The sequence below is a fragment of the Streptomyces sp. NPDC024017 genome (genome assembly GCF_040638895.1).
Taxonomy (GTDB): Bacteria; Actinomycetota; Actinomycetes; order Streptomycetales; family Streptomycetaceae; genus Streptomyces.
This window is the reverse complement of sequence record NZ_JBEZYZ010000002.1, coordinates 479,157-497,063: the sequence shown is the minus strand read 5'-3', so window position 1 is coordinate 497,063 and position 17,907 is coordinate 479,157. Positions and strand designations below refer to the sequence as shown.

At 69.7% G+C, this 17,907-nt stretch carries 13 protein-coding genes; 9 read left to right on the top strand and 4 right to left on the bottom strand.

The window, feature by feature from the left end:
- Nucleotides 1–78: 78 nt before the first annotated feature.
- Nucleotides 79–1,125 carry an iron ABC transporter substrate-binding protein gene (locus AB0G20_RS07040; protein ID WP_361296997.1) on the bottom strand — a complete coding sequence of 349 codons (1,047 nt, stop codon included), beginning with the start codon at nucleotides 1,123–1,125 and terminating at the stop codon, nucleotides 79–81.
- A gap of 315 nt (nucleotides 1,126–1,440) precedes the next feature.
- Here AB0G20_RS07040 and AB0G20_RS07035 point away from each other — a divergent pair, with 315 nt between their 5' ends.
- From AB0G20_RS07035 to AB0G20_RS06995, 9 genes are all read left to right on the top strand, one after another.
- Nucleotides 1,441–4,014, top strand: a complete 2,574-nt coding sequence (locus tag AB0G20_RS07035; RefSeq protein WP_361296994.1) for an AMP-binding protein — start codon at nucleotides 1,441–1,443, stop codon at nucleotides 4,012–4,014.
- Nucleotides 4,015–4,299: 285 nt separating this feature from the next.
- Nucleotides 4,300–6,246: an amino acid transporter gene (locus tag AB0G20_RS07030; RefSeq protein ID WP_361296991.1), complete on the top strand. Its 1,947-nt coding sequence runs from the start codon at nucleotides 4,300–4,302 to the stop codon at nucleotides 6,244–6,246.
- A 493-nt stretch (nucleotides 6,247–6,739) separates the two neighbouring features.
- Nucleotides 6,740–6,829 carry a K(+)-transporting ATPase subunit F gene (kdpF, locus tag AB0G20_RS07025; RefSeq protein WP_037672136.1) on the top strand — a complete coding sequence of 30 codons (90 nt, stop codon included), beginning with the start codon at nucleotides 6,740–6,742 and terminating at the stop codon, nucleotides 6,827–6,829.
- Between the two features lie 6 nt (nucleotides 6,830–6,835).
- The gene (gene kdpA / locus AB0G20_RS07020) at nucleotides 6,836–8,515 is read left to right on the top strand and encodes a potassium-transporting ATPase subunit KdpA (RefSeq protein WP_361296988.1); all 1,680 of its coding nucleotides are present in this window, start codon (nucleotides 6,836–6,838) and stop codon (nucleotides 8,513–8,515) included.
- Complete coding sequence (gene kdpB, locus AB0G20_RS07015) at nucleotides 8,512–10,641, top strand: potassium-transporting ATPase subunit KdpB (RefSeq protein WP_361296985.1); 2,130 nt, start codon at nucleotides 8,512–8,514, stop codon at nucleotides 10,639–10,641. The genes kdpA and kdpB overlap by 4 nt, the downstream gene beginning before the upstream one ends.
- Nucleotides 10,642–10,646: 5 nt before the next feature.
- On the top strand, nucleotides 10,647–11,285 hold the full coding sequence (locus tag AB0G20_RS07010) for a potassium-transporting ATPase subunit C (protein WP_361296982.1): 639 nt from the start codon (nucleotides 10,647–10,649) through the stop codon (nucleotides 11,283–11,285).
- The gene (locus AB0G20_RS07005; protein WP_361296979.1) at nucleotides 11,282–11,965 is read left to right on the top strand and encodes a response regulator; all 684 of its coding nucleotides are present in this window, start codon (nucleotides 11,282–11,284) and stop codon (nucleotides 11,963–11,965) included. Before AB0G20_RS07010 ends, AB0G20_RS07005 begins: the two co-directional genes overlap by 4 nt.
- Nucleotide 11,966: 1 nt before the next feature.
- Nucleotides 11,967–14,510, top strand: a complete 2,544-nt coding sequence (locus AB0G20_RS07000; RefSeq protein WP_361296976.1) for a sensor histidine kinase KdpD — start codon at nucleotides 11,967–11,969, stop codon at nucleotides 14,508–14,510.
- Between the two features lie 323 nt (nucleotides 14,511–14,833).
- A complete protein-coding gene (locus tag AB0G20_RS06995) occupies nucleotides 14,834–15,046 on the top strand; it encodes a hypothetical protein (RefSeq protein ID WP_361296973.1) in 213 nt (70 codons plus the stop codon).
- A 128-nt stretch (nucleotides 15,047–15,174) separates the two neighbouring features.
- Here AB0G20_RS06995 and AB0G20_RS06990 read toward each other — a convergent pair whose 3' ends face one another.
- Genes AB0G20_RS06990 through AB0G20_RS06980 form a run of 3 tightly spaced genes read right to left on the bottom strand, consistent with a single transcriptional unit; the run spans nucleotide 15,175 to nucleotide 17,891 of the window.
- Complete coding sequence (locus tag AB0G20_RS06990) at nucleotides 15,175–15,993, bottom strand: ABC transporter permease (protein ID WP_361296970.1); 819 nt, start codon at nucleotides 15,991–15,993, stop codon at nucleotides 15,175–15,177.
- The gene (locus AB0G20_RS06985; protein ID WP_361296967.1) at nucleotides 15,990–16,982 is read right to left on the bottom strand and encodes an ATP-binding cassette domain-containing protein; all 993 of its coding nucleotides are present in this window, start codon (nucleotides 16,980–16,982) and stop codon (nucleotides 15,990–15,992) included. The genes AB0G20_RS06990 and AB0G20_RS06985 overlap by 4 nt, the downstream gene beginning before the upstream one ends.
- Before the next feature lie 60 nt (nucleotides 16,983–17,042).
- Nucleotides 17,043–17,891 carry a DUF4097 family beta strand repeat-containing protein gene (locus tag AB0G20_RS06980; RefSeq protein WP_361296964.1) on the bottom strand — a complete coding sequence of 283 codons (849 nt, stop codon included), beginning with the start codon at nucleotides 17,889–17,891 and terminating at the stop codon, nucleotides 17,043–17,045.
- Between the last annotated feature and the right edge of the window lie 16 nt (nucleotides 17,892–17,907).

Genomic DNA, 17,907 nt, shown 5'->3' with positions numbered 1-17,907 from the left:
TCCGATCGGGCCGGGGCCTCCGGTCGGGCCGGGGGCTCCGGTCGGGCGCGAGGGGGACGGCGGTGTGCGCACGGCCGGTCAGACCAGTCCGACGTCCTGGAGCATGGCCAGCGTCTCCTGGAGGGACTCCAGCTTGCCGAGGTCGATGTCAGGGGACTGGAGCGATTCGAACGCCGGCAGGCCTTCCACGGTGCTGGTCACCCCGGCGGCCAGCGGATACTCCTTCGTCCGGTCCGCGAAGTAGGTCTGCGCCTCCTTCGACAGCAGGTAGTCCACGGCCTTCTGGGCGGCCTCGCTCTGCCCGCCGTCCTTGAGGATGCCGGCGCCGGCGACGTTGATCAGCGCGCCGGGGTCCTTGCCGGGCAGGAAGTGCAGCTTGGCGTTGACCTTGTCCTCGCCCTTCTCCGCGACCCGCTCGTACCAGTAGTAGTGGTTGACCAGACCGAGGGAGACCTCGCCGGACTCGACGGCGTCCAGCGTGGCGAGGTTGTGGGCGTAGGTCTTGGCGCCGTTCGCCTTCAGGTCCTGAAGCCACTTACGGGTGACGTCGTCGCCCTTCAGGACCCGCATGCCGGTGACGAACGCCTGGAAGGAGGCGTTGGTCGGCGCGAAACCGACCTTGCCCTTCCACTCCGGCTCGACGACGTCGAAGACGCTGTCCGGGACCTCGTCCGCACCGACCTTGGCCGGGTTGTACGCGATCACGCGGACCCGCCCCGAGAGACCGACCCAGTCGCCGCCGGAGCCGCGGTACGTCTCGTCGACCTCGTCGAGGGTGCCCTGGGGCAGCTTCTGCAGCATGCCTTCCTTGGACAAGGCGCCCAGCGCGCCGGCGTCCTGGGAGAAGAACAGCCCGGCCTTGGTGCGGTCGCCCTCCTCCAGGATCTGCGCGGCGAGCTCCGCGCTGTCGCCGTAGCGCACCTCGACCTTGACGCCGACGGCCTTCTCCAACTTGTCCAAAAGTGGCTTGACCAGCTTCTCGTTGCGGCCGGAGTAGATGACGAGGGAGGAGTCGGCGCCCTCGTCCCCGCCGCCCTTGTCGTCGGAGCCGCACGCAGCGAGGGCGGGGAGCAGCAGTGTGGCCGCGACCAGCGCGGTTATCCGGCGAACCGAGGGGCGTCGCATGGTGTGTGCCTTTCTGCAGGGCTCGCCTTGACGCCGCCGGTCACGTCGGTGGAAGCGAGAGGCGCAGTCAATCTGTGGGTTTTCGGTGGCTTGATTGTGACCCCGCTATGAATAAGGTAAAGCTTACCTAAACGTCAAGGGTCCGTGGTAAGCGGACGTTGCTGCGGAAAGGCACGCCCCGTGCTTCACCCCTCCAGGTCCCTCCCGGCTCCGTCCCCCCGTCTCCCGCTCCTACCGGCTCCCCGCACGACGGGCTCACTCCGGCCGTCCGCCCTCCCGGACTCGCCTCCGGCGCCGCGAGTGCGGCCCGACGGCGTGCCGTTCGCGCGCGGACTCGCGGCGCACGGCGACCGCGTGGCGCTCATCACGCCGGAGGGAGGGCTGTCGTACCGCGAACTGGCCGAGCGGGTCGCCGTCACCGCCGAGCGCCTCGGGCCCGTACGGCGGCTGGTGCTGGTGGCCGGGGCCAATCGGGCCGACGCGCTCATCACGCATCTGGCCGCCCTGTCCGCCGGTCACCCCGTCCTGCTGGTCCCCGGCGACAGCGAGAGCACGCTCCGCTCACTGACGCAGGCGTACGCCCCGGACGTCGTGGCCCGCCCGGAGGCCGACGGGACGTGGGCCCTCGACGAGCGGCACCGCGGCAGCATCCACACCCTCCACCCGGACCTCGCCCTGCTGCTGAGCACCTCCGGCTCGACCGGCTCGCCCAAGCTGGTGCGGCTCTCCCACGAGAACCTTCAGGCCAACGCCGAGTCCATAGCCGCGTACCTCGGCCTCGACGACGCCGACCGGGCGGCCACCACGCTGCCCATGCACTACTGCTACGGCCTGTCCGTCATCCACAGCCATCTGCTGCGCGGCGCAGGACTGATCCTCACCGAGCGGTCGGTGTCCGAGCCTGCCTTCTGGGAGGAGTTCCGAGCCACCCGCGGCACTTCGCTGGCAGGAGTGCCGTACACCTTCGACCTGCTCGACCGGGTCGGCTTCGAGCGGATGGACCTGCCGTATCTGCGCCGCGTCACTCAGGCCGGGGGCCGACTGGCGCCCGAACGGGTCAGCCGGTACGCCGAGTTGGGGCGCCGCTCGGGCTGGCGACTGTTCGTGATGTACGGCCAGACCGAGGCCACGGCCCGCATGGCCTACCTCCCGCCGCAGCTCGCCGCCGAGCGACCCGAGGCCGTCGGTGTGCCGATACCCGGCGGCTCCTTCCGGCTGCAGCCGGTCGACGGCCATGGTCCGGACGTCGGTGAACTGGTGTACTCGGGGCCGAATGTGATGCTCGGTTACGCCGAGAGCCCGTCGGACCTCGCCCTCGGCCGGACCGTGGAGGAACTGCGCACCGGGGACCTCGCCCGGCGCGCCCCCGACGGGCTGTACGAGATCGTGGGCCGCCGCAGCCGGTTCGCGAAGATCCTCGGGCTGAGGATCGACCCGCAGCGCGTCGAGTCCCTGCTGGAGGAGCACGGGATCACCGCGTACTGCGCGGGGGACGGGGAGTCGCTCGCGGTGGCCGCGCTCTCGGACGCCGGTGAGCAGGCACGGATCCGGCGGCTGGTCGCGCGGGACTGCGGGCTCCCGGCCCGCGCGATACAGGTCTGGGCCCTCGACCGGCTCCCCCACCTGGCCACGGGCAAGCCCGACTACGAGGCCGTACGGCGACTGACGCGCCCCGTGCAGGAGGCGGCGCCCGACACGGGCGAGGATCTCCGCCGCCTCTACGCGGAGATCCTCGACCACGCCGACGTCACCGAGGACAGCAGCTTCGTCAGCCTGGGCGGTGACTCACTGTGCTACGTCGAGGTATCCCTGCGCCTGGAGGAGGCCCTGGGCCATCTGCCCACCGACTGGCACACGATGACGATCCGCCGGCTCCGGTCCCTGGCCGCGCCCGTGCCGCAGAGGGCGGAAGAACCCGGCGGCCAGGAGCCACGGCCGGTCACCCGGCCACCGTCCCCGGGACTCCGGGCGACGCTGCGATCCTGGACGACCCCGCAGTCCTGGAGGACCCGCCGGACTCTGGAGACCGGCATCGCCCTGCGCGCCGTCGGGATCGTCCTCATCGTCGGCTCGCACGTCCAGGTCTTCGACATCAAGGGCTTCGCCCACATCCTCATCTGCGTCGCGGGCTACAACTTCGCCCGCTTCCAGCTGACCGATGCGGGACGCCGCGAGCGTGTACAGCGCCTGGCGCGCAGCATCGCCCGCATCGCCGTGCCGAGCATGGTGTGGATCACCGGCGCGGTGCTCCTGACCGACTTCTACGACCCGGCCAACGCCGTGCTGCTCAACAGCCTGCTCGACCAGGGGAACGATCGTTTCGACTGGGCGTACTGGTTCGTGGAGGCCCTGGTCTACTTCCTCGTGGTCCTGGCCGCCCTCATGGCCGTACCGCTGCTGGACCGGCTGGAGAGGCGGTACGCGTTCGGCGTGCCGCTGGCGCTCACGGCCGTCGGACTGGTCGGCCGCTACGACCTGCTGGGCCTCGCATCCGCCCGCCCGCAGCTGAGCCCCACAGTGGTCTTCTGGCTGTTCACCCTGGGGTGGGCGGCCGCACGGGCGGGCACCGTGCGGCAACGGGCACTGCTGATGGCGGTGCTGCTGCTCACGGTGCCCGGCCTGTTTCAGGACCAGCCCCTGCGCACGACCATCGTGATCGCCGGACTGGTGCTGCTGATCTGGGTGCCGGCCCTGCCCAGCCTCGGCCCGCTCAACGCGCTCGCGGGCGTCCTGGCGAGCAACTCCCTCTACATCTACCTGACGCACTACCAGGTCTACCCCTCCCTCCAGGAGGACTTCCCCCTCACCGCCCTGTTCGCCTCCCTCGTGGTCGGCGTGGGCTACGCGGCGGTCGTGACCCGGGTGACGCGGACGGTCCGGTGGCTATAGCCGTGCCCCCGCGCCACGGGATGTCCTCGGCGGGACGAGCGTCCCTCCGGGCGAGACCAGACCCCCCGGCGCTCACCGGATCACGGTCGCATGATTCCGCACGTAAGCTCCGCCGTCGGCTGGCTCATACGTGCCTCGGTACGGGGTGGCGTGGCCGGGAGGCCGCATACTCGGTGATCGTTGCAGTGTCGTCAGGGCGATGGCTGCCGCGACCGATTCAGCGATCAGACGAGGAAGGGCATGGGGGACATGAGTAGTGCCAACCGGCCGATAATGCCGGAGTCGGTGGACAGTCCAGCTCTGCGGACGCCGCCGACGGGCAAGGCGGCGCGGTGGCTGCTGCGTCACCAGGTGCAGCCGGTGGGGCCGGCGGCCGGTGAGAGTCATGCCGAGCAGCACGCCTGGTGGAAGGTGATGTGCCTGACCGGCGTCGACTACTTCTCCAGCCTGGCCTACGTGCCGGCGATCGCCGCTCTGGCCGCCGGGGCCGTCTCTCCTCTGGCGACCCTGCTGATCGTCGCGCTGACGTTGCTCGGGATGCTGCCGATGTACCGGAAGGTGGCCAAGCAGAGCCCGCACGGCGCGGGATCGGTCGCCATGCTGGAGGATCTGCTGCCGTTCTGGTGGGGCAAGCTGTTCGTGCTGGTCCTGCTCGGGTTCGTGGCCACTTCGTGGATCATCACCATCACGTTGTCCACGGCGGACGCCTCCGTCCACGTGGTGGAGAACCCCTTCTTCCCCGCCGCGCTCCACGGCCACGAAGTCGCCCTGACCGTGGGACTGCTGCTGGTCCTGGGAGGCGTTTTCCTCCTCGGGTTCAGCGAGGCGGTCAGTGTCGCCATCCCGCTGGTCGCCGTCTTCCTGGCACTCAACGCGGTCGTCATCGCCGTCGGCCTGGTCCATGTCTTCACGACGGACGGCGCACTGTCGGCCTGGACCGACGCACTCGTCGACGGCGGGGGCGGCTTCGGCGACCTCGCCGGCCCGGCACTGCTGGCCTTCCCGCTGCTGGTGCTGGGCCTGTCGGGCTTCGAGACCGGTGTGAGCATGATGCCGCTCGTCGCGGCCGACGGTGCCGACGCCGAGCAGCGGCTGCGCGCCAGGATCCGCAACGCCCGCCGGCTTCTGACCACCGCCGCTGTGATCATGAGCGTCTACCTTCTGTCCGCCAGCTTCGTGACCACCGTCCTCATCCCGGAGAAGGAGTTCGAACCCGGCGGTGCGGCCAACGGCCGGGCGCTGGCCTGGCTCGCCCACGAGCATGTCAGTGAGGCGTTCGGCACCGCCTACGACATCAGCACCATCCTCATCCTGTGGTTCGCCGGCGCTTCCGCCATGGCCGGGTTGATCAACATCGTTCCCCGCTACCTGCCCGACTACGGTATGGCCCCCGAGTGGGGACGCGCGGTGCGTCCGGTCGTCATCGTCTACACCGCGCTCTGCATCCTGATCACCATTGCCTTCGACGCCGACGTCGACGCCCAGGCCGGTGCCTACGCCACCGGGATCCTGGCGATGATGGTCTCCGGTGCCTTCGCCGTGACCGTCTTCATGGCACGCAATCGTCGGCGCGCGAGTACGGTCGGCTTCGCCCTGCTCACCGCGGTCTTGCTCTACGCCTTGGTGGCCAACATCGTCGACAAGCCCGACGGCATCGCCATCTCCGGCTTCTTCATCATGGGCATCATCATCGTGTCGCTGATCTCCCGCGTCTCGCGGACCACCGAGCTGCGCGCCGACCGCATCGTCTTCGACGAGACCGCCCGCCGGTTCATAGCCGACACCCTCGCCCACGACGAGTCCATCAACATCATCGCCAACCGGCGCCAGGCCGGCGACTTCGCCGAGTACAGCGCCAAGGAACGCGAACAACGCGGCACCAACCCGGTGCCGGGACCCGCTGACGTGCTCTTCCTGGAGATCGACGTCGTCGACCCGTCCGACTTCAGCGAAACCCTCACCGTCCGCGGCGTCGAAGTCGACGGCTACCGCATCCTGCGCGCCGAGGCACCGGCCGCCCCCAACGCCATCGCCGCCATCCTTCTCGCCCTGCGCGACGCCACCGGCGTGCGGCCGCACTGCTACTTCGCCTGGGCCGAGGGCAGCCCCCTGGTGCACATGATCCGTTACTTCCTCCTTGGCCGCGGTGACACCGCCCCGGTCACCCGCGAGATCATCCGCAGCAACGAACCCGACCCCGACCGCCGCCCCGGCATCCACGTCGGCGGCTGAGCCCGTTCTCCCCCGCCGGGGAGGTGCGGCGGGCCGTCGGCCGAAAGGGAACAGGCGACTGACGCACTCTGACGACCCCGCCCGCCGTCTCCGGCGCATCCAGACGCACTGGAGCCGGCGGCGGGTGGTGTCGCGGATGGCGTGGGCGTCGTAGAGGCGGTGGAGTGCGGAGGTCTCGACGGCGGTCAGCCGCGGCGGAGCCGGGCGAGGACGACGCCCGGGCCACGACCGAGGGGGCCGGCGGCACCAGTGGCCGGTCGGCGAGGACGGCTCCCCTGAGCCAGGTGGCGTCAGGGTCCCGTCAAAGCCTTAGGTCTCGCCGTTAGAGAGCCGTCAATGACCGGCCCGGTACGGGCGAAGAGGCGCTTTCCTCGAATCGTCCGTTTCACCGAACCTCACTCCAGGAGTTCGCGATGGCCGATCCGGCCTTCGTCGTCACCGTGCTCGCGGCGTTCGCGCTGGTGGCTCTCGTCGCCAAGGGGGTGACGAAGCTGTGACCGCCGAGAACGTCGTCGGCCTGGTCGTGGCCGTCTCCCTGCTGGGCTATCTCGTCCTCGCCCTGATCTTCCCGGAGAGGTTCTGAGCTCCGATGAGTCCCGTACTCGCCGGCGTGCTCCAGCTGCTCTCACTCATAGCCGCCCTGGCTCTCGCCTACATCCCCCTTGGCACCTACATGGCCAGGGTCTACTCCTCCGACAAGCACTGGCGCGTGGAGAAGTGGATCTACAAGGGCATCGGTGCCGACCCTGACGCCGAGATGACCTGGCCCGCGTACCTGCGCGGCGTGCTCGCCTTCTCGGCCGTCGGCGTCCTCTTCCTCTATCTGCTGATGCGGCTCCAGGGCGTTCTGCCCGGCTCGCTGGGGTTCTCCTCGGTCGATCCGGCGCAGTCGTTCAACACGGCCGTGTCGTTCGTGACCAACACCAACTGGCAGTCGTACTACGGCGAGCAGACCATGGGGCACGTCGTACAGACCGCCGGTCTCGCGGTGCAGAACTTCGTCTCCGCGGCCGTCGGCATGGCGGTCGCCGTGGCGCTGGTGCGGGGCTTCGCACGCTCGCGTACCGGTGAGCTCGGCAACTTCTGGTCCGACCTGGTGCGCGGCACCGTGCGGATCCTGCTTCCGGGCGCGGCGATCGCCGCCGTCGTGCTGGTGGCGTGCGGCGTGATCCAGAACTTCTCCGGCATCCACGAGGTCGGACAATTCTTCCATGGGCACGGCATGGGCGGGTCGCAGCAGTGGAACGGCGGTGCGGTCGCCTCACAGGAGGCCATCAAGGAGCTGGGGACGAACGGCGGCGGCTACTTCAACGCCAACTCCGCGCATCCCTTCGAGAACCCGACGCCCTTCACCAACCTCTTCGAGATCTTCCTGATCCTGGTGATCCCGTTCGCGCTGACCCGCGCCTTCGGGGTCATGGTCGGCTCGGTCAGGCAGGGATACGCGATCCTCGCCACGATGTTCACCATCTGGCTGGGCTTCGTGGCCCTGATGATGTGGACCGAGTTCGCCCATCACGGCCCGGCGTTCCAGGCCGCGGGCGGGGCGTACGAGGGCAAGGAGGTCCGTTTCGGCGTCGGCGCGTCCTCGATCTTCGCGGTGTCGACCACGCTCACCTCGACCGGCGCGGTGGACTCCTTCCACTCCTCCTTCACCGGCCTCGGCGGCGGCATCACGATGCTCGGCATGATGCTGGGCGAGATCGCGCCCGGCGGTGTGGGTTCCGGCCTCTACGGCATGCTGATCATGGCGGTCATCGCGGTGTTCATCGCCGGGCTGATGGTCGGCCGCACGCCCGAGTACCTCGGCAAGAAGATCGGCACCCGCGAGATCAAACTCGCCGCCTGCTACATCCTCATCACGCCGGCGCTGGTGCTCGTCTTCACCGCCGTCTCCATGGCCCTGCCCACCCCGCCGCACTCGATGCTGAATTCCGGCGCCCACGGCTTCTCCGAGGTGCTCTACGCCTTCACGTCCGCGTCGAACAACAACGGCTCGGCGTTCGCCGGGCTCAACGCGAACACCGACTGGTTCAACACCATGACCGGACTCGCGATGCTGTTGGGCCGCTTCCTGCCCATGGTGTTCGTGCTGGCGCTGGCCGGCTCCCTCGCCGAGCAGAAGCCGGTGCCCGTGACCGCGGGCACCCTGCGCACCGAGAAGCCGCTGTTCACCGGCCTGCTGGTGGGCGCGATCCTCATCATCACCGGTCTGACGTACTTCCCCGCCCTCGCGCTGGGCCCGCTCGCCGAGGGGCTGGCGTCATGACCACCCGTACAGAGAAGCAAGAGGACTCCATGTCCACCGCCACCACTCCCACCCGGGCGCCGCACAGCGATGTACCCACCGGGCACAAGGAGGGCCGGATCGGCGCCGGCCTGTTCGACCCCGGGCAGCTGGTGAAGTCGCTGCCGGACGCCTTCCGCAAGCTCGACCCGCGGGTGATGATCAAGTCGCCCGTCATGTTCGTCGTGCTGGTCGGCTCTGTGCTGACTACGGTGTTCTCCTTCAAGGACCCGGGCGACTGGTTCGGCTGGACCATCAGCGCCTGGCTCTGGCTGACCGTGATCTTCGCCAACCTGGCCGAGGCGGTCGCCGAGGGCCGCGGCAAGGCGCAGGCCGACACCCTGCGCCAAGCCAAGACCGACACCGTCGCCCGCCGTCTCGTGGGGGACGCCGAAGAGCGGGTGCCGGGTACGGAGCTGCGCGTCGGCGATCTGGTGGTGTGTGAGGCCGGCGACATCATCCCGGGCGACGGGGACGTCGTCGAGGGTGTCGCCTCGGTCGACGAGTCGGCGATCACCGGTGAATCGGCCCCCGTCATCCGCGAGTCCGGCGGCGATCGCTCGGCGGTCACCGGTGGTACGAAGGTGCTGTCCGACCGCATCGTCATCAAGATCACGACGAAGCCGGGCGAGACCTTCATCGACCGGATGATCAACCTGGTCGAGGGCGCCGCACGGCAGAAGACGCCCAACGAGATCGCCCTGAACATCCTGCTGGCGTCGCTCACCATTGTCTTCCTGCTCGCGGTGGCCACGCTGCCGGCGTTCGCCGACTACGCGGGAACCCACCTGACCATGGTCGTGCTGATCGCCCTGCTGGTCTGCCTGATACCGACCACCATCGGCGCACTGCTGTCCGCGATCGGCATCGCCGGCATGGACCGGCTGGTGCAGCGCAACGTGCTGGCCATGTCGGGCCGGGCGGTCGAGGCCGCCGGTGACGTCTCCACCCTGCTCCTCGACAAGACCGGCACCATCACCCTCGGCAACCGGCAGGCCGCCGAGTTCGTCCCGGTGGGCGGCACGACGGAGGCGGACGTGGCGGACGCGGCCCAGCTGTCGTCACTGGCCGACGAGACGCCCGAGGGCCGTTCCATCGTCGTCCTGGCCAAGGAGAAGTACGGGCTGCGCGAGCGCCACCAGGGCGAGCTGGCACACGCCGCATGGATCGAGTTCACCGCTCAGACCCGGATGTCGGGCGTCGACGTCGACGGCCGCAGGATCCGCAAGGGCGCCACGGCCTCGGTCATCGCCTGGGTCGCGGAGCAGGGCGGCACGGTCGCAGAAGACGCGGACGGGATCGCGCAGCGTGTTTCCGAGGCGGGCGGGACCCCGCTGCTGGTCGCGGTGGACGACGAGCGGGGCGCCCGCGTCCTGGGCGTCATCCACCTCAAGGACGTCGTCAAGGACGGCATGCGGGAACGCTTCGAGGAGCTGCGCCGCATGGGCATCAAGACCGTCATGATCACGGGCGACAACCCGCTGACCGCGAAGGCGATAGCCGAGGAGGCCGGTGTCGACGACTTCCTCGCCGAGGCCACCCCCGAGGACAAGATGGCCCTCATCAAGCGCGAGCAGGCGGGCGGCAAGCTCGTCGCGATGACCGGCGACGGCACCAACGACGCCCCGGCCCTCGCCCAGGCCGACGTCGGCGTGGCGATGAACACGGGCACGTCGGCCGCGAAGGAGGCCGGCAACATGGTCGACCTCGACTCCAACCCGACCAAGCTCATCGAGATCGTCGAGATCGGCAAGCAACTCCTCATCACCAGGGGCGCGTTGACGACGTTCTCCATAGCCAACGACGTCGCCAAGTACTTCGCGATCATCCCGGCGCTGTTCGCGGCGGTCTACCCGGGCCTGGACAAGCTCAACATCATGGGCCTGTCGTCGCCGGACTCCGCGATCCTGTCCGCGGTCATCTTCAACGCGCTGATCATCATCGCGCTGGTGCCGCTGTCGTTGAAGGGCGTGCGGTACCGGCCGGTCAGCGCGGACCGCATGCTGCGGCGGAACCTCACCATCTACGGGCTGGGCGGTCTGATCGCCCCGTTCATCGGCATCAAGCTCATCGACCTGCTCATCTCCCTCATCCCCGGGATCGGCTGACCGTCATGAACAACTCCGCTGTGAACACCGCCCGGTTGCTCGGAGCGGGCTTGCGCGCCCTCCTCGTGCTGACCCTGGTCACCGGCGTGCTCTACCCGCTGGTCGTCACCGGCATCGCCCAGGGGCTGTTCCCCGGCAAGGCGAACGGCTCCGAGATCAAGGCGGACGGCAGGGTCGTCGGCTCGTCCCTGATCGGGCAACAGGGCTACAGCCTCGACTACTTCCAGCCGCGCCCGGCGAACGGGCTCGGCGAGAACTCGGTCAACACCCAGTACAAGCTGCTCCTTTCGGGCGCCACCAACCTGTCCGCCGACAACGACAAGCTCGTCAAGTCGGTGCAGGCGGCCAAGGCGAAGGTGGTCAAGGACAACTCCACTGCCGACCACAAGGTCGAGCCGTCCCAGGTCCCGGCAGACGCCGTGACGTCGTCGGGCTCCGGCCTCGACCCGGACATCTCCCCGGCCTACGCCGACCTCCAGGTCCACCGCGTCGCCGAACGCAACGGCCTGACCGTCGCCCAGGTGCGGAAGCTCGTCGACGACCACACCGAAGGCCGCACCCTCGGCTTCATCGGCGAACCCCGGGTCAACGTGCTCGAACTCAACATCGCGCTCAAGGACCTCGTGGCCAAGGCACGCCCATGACCCGGGTGCTCGTGGTGGAGGACGACCCGCAGCTCGTACGGGCCCTCGTCATCAACTTGCAGGCACGTCACTACGGCGTGGACGCCGCCCCCGACGGCGCCACGGCCCTCCGTCTGGCCGCCGCGCGTCAGCCTGACGCCGTACTGCTCGACCTCGGTCTGTCCGACATGGACGGCGTCGACGTCATCAAGGCCCTGCGGGGCTGGAGCCGGGTCCCGATCCTGGTCCTGTCCGCCCGGCAGGCATCGGACGAGAAGGTGGCCGCGCTCGACGCCGGGGCCGACGACTACATCACCAAGCCGTTCAGCATCGACGAGCTGCTGGCCCGGCTGCGCGCCGCGGTCCGCCGTACCGATGGCACCCCGCACGCGCCCGGGACGATGCTCGTCGAGACGACGGACTTCAGCGTCGACCTGATCGCCAAGAAGGTCGTCAGGGACGGGCAGGACGTGCGGCTGACCCCGACCGAGTGGCACCTGCTGGAGATCCTGGTGACCAGCCCTGGCCGGCTGATCACGCAGAAGCACCTCCTCCAGGAGGTCTGGGGCGTCTCGCAGAGCAGCAAGACCAACTACCTGCGCGTGTACATGGCCCAGCTGCGCCGCAAACTGGAGACGGACCCTTCCCACCCCCGTTATCTGATCACCGAGCCCGGCATGGGCTACCGCTTCGAGGGATGACATGGCACGCGGCAAGCTCCGGATCTACCTCGGCGCCGCACCCGGCGTCGGCAAGACCTACGCCATGCTCTCCGAGGCACACCGCCGTATCGAGCGGGGCACCGACTGCGTGGTCGCGTTCGTGGAACACCACCACCGCCCGCGCACCGAGGTGATGCTGCACGGCCTGGAACAGATCCCGCGCAAGGAGATCGAGTACCGGGGCGGCACCTTCACGGAGATGGACGTGGACGCCGTCCTGCGGCGCGCCCCCGCCGTCGCCCTGGTGGACGAACTGGCCCACACGAACGTCCCCGGCTCCCGCAACGCCAAGCGCTGGCAGGACGTCGAGGAACTGCTGGCGGCCGGCATCGACGTGATATCGACCGTCAACATCCAGCACCTGGAGTCACTGGGCGACGTCGTCGAGTCGATCACCGGTGTACGGCAACGCGAGACCGTGCCGGACGAGGTGGTACGGCGGGCCCACCAGATCGAGCTCGTCGACATGTCCCCGGAGGCCCTGCGCCGACGCATGGCGCACGGCAACATCTACAAGCCGGACAAGGTCGACGCCGCCCTCTCCAACTACTTCCGGCCCGGCAACCTGACCGCCCTGCGCGAGCTGGCGCTGCTGTGGGTGGCCGACCGGGTCGACGCCTACCTCACCCAGTACCGCAGTGAACACGAGGTCTCGGCCATCTGGGGCTCGCGCGAGCGCATCGTCGTCGGCCTGACCGGCGGCCCCGAAGGCCGCACCCTGATACGGCGTGCCGCCCGGCTCGCCGAGAAGGGCGCAGGCGGCGAGGTCATGGCCGTCTACATCTCCCGCAGCGACGGCCTCACCGCCGCCTCCCCGAAGGAACTGGCCGTCCAGCGCACGCTGGTCGAGGACCTCGGCGGCACCTTCCACCAGGTCGTCGGGGAGGACATACCGGCGGCCCTGCTGGACTTCGCACGTGGGGTGAACGCCACCCAGATCGTCCTCGGTGTCTCCCGGCGCAAGGGATGGCAGTACGTCTTCGGACCCGGCGTCGGAGCGACGGTGGCCCGGGACTCCGGCCCCGACCTCGACGTCCACCTCATCACCCACGACGAGGCGGGCAAGGGACGCGGGCTGCCCCTGCCGGGCGGCGCACGCCTGGGACGCTCCCGGGTCATCTGGGGCTGGCTCGTCGGAGTGCTGGGCCCCGCGCTCCTCACCGGGCTCCTCACCCGTGCCGTCCCGGACGTCGGCCTCGCCAACGACATGCTGCTCTTCCTGACCCTGACCGTGGCGGCGGCCCTGCTGGGCGGGCTCTTCCCGGCGCTGGCCTCCGCGGTGGTCGGCTCCGTGCTGCTCAACTGGTACTTCACGTCGCCCGTCCACACCCTGACGATCGCCGACCCGGAGAACATCGTCGCCCTCGCGGTGTTCGTCGGGGTCGCCGTATCGGTGGCGTCGGTGGTCGACCTCGCGGCCCGCCGCACCCACCTGGCGGCGCGGTTGCGTGCCGAGGCGGAGATCCTGTCCTTCCTCGCGGGGAACGTCCTGCGCGGCGAAACCACGCTGGCGGCGCTGCTGGAACGGGTCCGCGAGACGTTCGGCATGGAGTCGGTCGCCCTGCTGGAGCGGACCGACGAGTCGGCCCCCTGGACCTGCGCCGGCAGCGTGGGGCCCCGGCCCGCCGGGAATCCCGAGGACGCCGACGTCGACGTCCCGGTCGGCGACCGCATGGCCCTGTCCCTGCGCGGCCGCGTGCTGCCGGCCTCCGACCGCCGGGTACTGGCCGCGTTCGCCGCGCAGGCCGCCGTCGCCCTGGACCGCCAGCGCCTGCTGCGCGAGGCCGACCGCGCCAAGGAACTGGCCGAGGGCAACCGCATTCGGACCGCGCTGCTCGCCGCCGTCAGCCACGACCTGCGGACCCCGCTCGCCGGCATCAAGGCCGCCGTGTCCTCACTGCGCTCCGACGACGTCGAGTGGTCCGAAGAAGACCGGGCCGAGCTGCTGGAGGCCATCGAGGAGGGCGCGGACCGGCTCGACCACGTGGTCGGCAACCTGCTCGACATGTCCCGGCTGCAGACCGGCACGGTCACCCCCATCATCCGCGAGACCGACCTCGACGAGGTGGTGCCCATGGCGCTCGGCGGGGTGCCCGAGAAGAGCGTGGAGCTGGACATCCCCGAGACGCTGCCCATGGTCCATGTCGACCGGGGGCTGCTGGAGCGGGCCGTCGCCAACGTCGTCGAGAACGCCGTCAAGTACAGCCCTGAGGGAGAGAAGGTCCTGGTGTCCGCGAGCGCTCTCGCCGACCGGGTCGAGGTACGGGTCGTCGACCGCGGGCCCGGCGTACCGGACGAGGCCAAGGACCGCATCTTCGAACCCTTCCAGCGCTACGGCGACTCGCCCCGCGGCGCGGGCGTCGGCCTCGGCCTGGCGGTTGCACGCGGCTTCACCGAGGCCATCGGCGGCACACTGCACGCCGAGGACACCCCCGGCGGCGGCCTCACCATGGTGCTCACCGTGCGGACGGCACCAGGGCGGCAGCCACAGCAGCCGGACCTGCCGGTCGCGGCCTCACCCTGAGGGGCAGGGACTCGCTGTGGTCCGGCAGTGTGGCGGAAGGGCGGGCGGTTGACGAGGAACTTTCCCCGCTGAACGGAAAATCCGGCGACCCGAGGGGACCGCTCGACTAGGGTCGCGGGGGAGGTGGACACGTGTCCTGGCCATCCGTGATCGTTCTTGTCCCCGCGGAGCGACGCCCGTCGCTTGAAGGGCGAATCCGTTCCCTTGAGCTCGTGCCGGATCCCGCGACGGGCGACGAAAGGCTGCACCAACACGGGTACTCGTATTACATCGACCTCTCGGGCGGAATCCTGGCGGACTACGAGCCGGAGGAGCTCGAGCAGGTGAGGACCCGAATCGGCGAACCGTACGCGGTCTATGTGTCGTGCCAGTCCATGGACGCGGCCCGGGCCTTCCTCCGCGACGTCCTGCCTGGCGTGGACGGTCTTGTCGACACCAACCACCACGAGATCCTGCAGGCCAGGGACTTCCTCACGCTGGTGGACCGTTACCCCGGATGGGACTGGCGTCGCCAACCGAGCACAGACCTCCCATAGACCGGCTTACGTCGGCGTCCTGTCACATGCGAATCCGGAGGACAACTCCGATGGGGCGGCGTACGCCGACGCGGTGTCGGGGTACGCCGCCCTTGAGCGGGACGAAGTGCCGGAGGCAGTCCGCGCGGTCACTTCGGGTCGCGGTTGAACACCGCCTTCGACCAGCGGTAGCCGAGCGCCGCCAGGCCCAGGCACCAGACGATGGTGATCCACCCGTTGTTGCCGATCTCGGTGCCGAGCAGCAGTCCGCGCAAGGTCTCGATGGCGGGCGTGAACGGCTGGTACTGGGCGATCGGCTGGAACCAGCCCGGCATGGCGTCGACCGGGACGAAGGCGCTGGAGATGAGCGGCAGGAAGACCAGCGGCAGCGCGTTGTTGCTGGCTGCCTCGGCGCTGGGGCTGACCATGCCCATACCGACCGCGATCCAGGTGAACGCCAGGGCGAACAGCGCGAGCAGTCCGAACGCCGCGATCCACTCCAGGACCGTGGCATCCGTGGACCGGAAGCCGATGGCCACGCCGACGGCTCCGACGAGAGTCACGCTGACGACGGACTGCACCACGCTGCTGATGACGTGTCCGATGAGCACGGAGCCGCGATGGATCGCCATCGTGCGGAAGCGGGCGATGATGCCCTCGGTCATGTCCATGGAGACGGACACCGCGGTGCCGACCAGGGTGCCGCCGACGGTCATCAGCAGGATGCCCGGGACGAGATACGCGATGTACTCCGAGCGGTCGGCACCGCCACCTCCGATGCCCGCGCTCATCACGTCGCCGAAGACGTAGACGAACAGCAGCAGCAGGACGATCGGCGTGAGCAGCAGGTTCAGGGTGAGGGACGGGTAGCGCCGCGCGTGCAGGAGGTTGCGGCGCAGCATCGTGGAGGAGTCGCGCAGGGCGAGGGAGAGCCGGGCCGGGCGGGCGGGAGCCAGGGGGGTGCTCATCGGACAGCCTCCTTGGGCTGGTCGGTGCCGCCGGTGAGGGCGAAGAACACGTCGTCGAGGTCGGGAGAGTGCACGGTCAGCTCGTCGGCCTCGATGCCGGCGGAGTCCAGCCGGTCGAGGATGGAGCGCAGCTCGCGCTGGCTGCCGTCACTGGGGATCTGCAGCGCCAGCGCCTCGTCGTCCCGGGTGACCTCACGCAGCGCGGAGGCGGCTTTCTGGTAGGCGGACGGGTCGGTGAAGCGCAGACGGACATGCCCGCCGGGGATCAGCCGCTTCAGCTCCTCGGCGGTGCCCTCGGCGGCGATCTTGCCGTCGTTCAGCACCGCGATGCGGTCGGCTAGCTCGTCGGCCTCTTCCAGGTATTGGGTGGTGAGGAAGACGGTGACGCCGTCGGAGACGAGTTCGCGGATGATCTGCCACATGTTGTGGCGGGAGCGCGGGTCGAGGCCGGTGGTCGGCTCGTCGAGGAAGATGATCCGCGGGTTGCCGACCAGGGTCATGGCGATGTCCAGGCGGCGCTTCATCCCGCCGGAGTAGGTGGAGGCGGGCTTCTTCGCGGCCTCGGTGAGGTCGAACCGTTCCAGCAGCTCGGCGGTGACCTGCCGCCCCTCGCCCTTGGACAGGTGGTGCAGGTCCGCCATGAGGAGCATGTTCTCCTCGCCGGTGATCAGCCCGTCGACGGCGGAGAACTGCCCGGTGACACCGATCGCGGCGCGCACCCCGTCCGGTGCCGTGGCGAGGTCGTGGCCCGCGACCTGGACCTGTCCGCCGTCGGCGGTGATGAGCGTGGAGAGGATTTTCACGGCGGTGGTCTTGCCGGCGCCGTTGGGTCCGAGCAGCGCGAACACGGACCCGGCGGGGATATGCAGGTCGATGCCGTCCAGGACGGTCTTGTCGCCGTACGACTTGCGCAGACCGACGGTGGATACGGCGGCCGACGACTGCGGACCGTCACCCCGCCTAGGCGTGGGCATGACAGATGAAGGCATGGGGCCCTCCGATCGAAGGCTGAAGTGAGTGGGAGAAGGAGCCGGTTGACGATGTGGTGCTCAGGCCTTGGCGCGGCGGACGTCGATGTTGCCGTGCTTGGTGCGGGCGCGGAGCTTGACGGTGTCCTCGGCCTGCTCCGGGCTCTCGGACGCGGTCAGCGCGTTGCGCACCTGGCCGGAGTTCGAGCTGACGTCGAGCCAGGCGGCCGTGCCCTCACGGACGCCGACGTCGATGGCGCCGTAGTTGGTCTCCAACTGGACGGTGCCGCGGGCCACTTCACCCAGCCGCAGAGTGCCGTGGGCGGTGGTGGCGGTGACCGAGTCCTCGGCGCGCCGGATCTCGATGTCGCCGTTTGCGCCGCTCACCCGCAGCTCGCCGATCGCGGCGTCGATGGTCGTGGTGCCGTGCGAGTTCTTCAGGACGGCGGGGCCGTCGACGAGGCCGACGCGCAGACTGCCGGAGCTGGTGGTGATCTCGGCCCTGCCCTCGACCCGGTCCACGGTGATCGAGCCGTGCGACGCGGTCAGCTGGAGCGGACCCGTCGTGTCGAGACGGACGTCGCCGGACGAGGTCTTCACACTGACCTCGCCGAGCCGGCCCTCGCCGAGCACCTGGGCCCAGGCGCCGGTCATGTCGATGCGCGAGTCCGCGGGCAGTTCGACCGTCACATCGACCGTGCCGGTGCGGCCGAGCCCGAGCAGATTGCCCTTGGGCGTCCTGACGGTCAGTGCGCCGCCCGCGTAGGTGACCTCGGTCTGCTCGGCCGCCCGTACGTCCAGGTCCTTCTTCGGGTCGCGGGGCCGCACCTCGACGACGGTGTCGAGGCGGTCGCCCGCGGTGAACTGGATGGAACCGGCCTCCACGCGTGCGGTGACCGAGATCGGTTCGGGAGTGTCGAAAGAAGGCATGGCTGTCCCGTCCTCT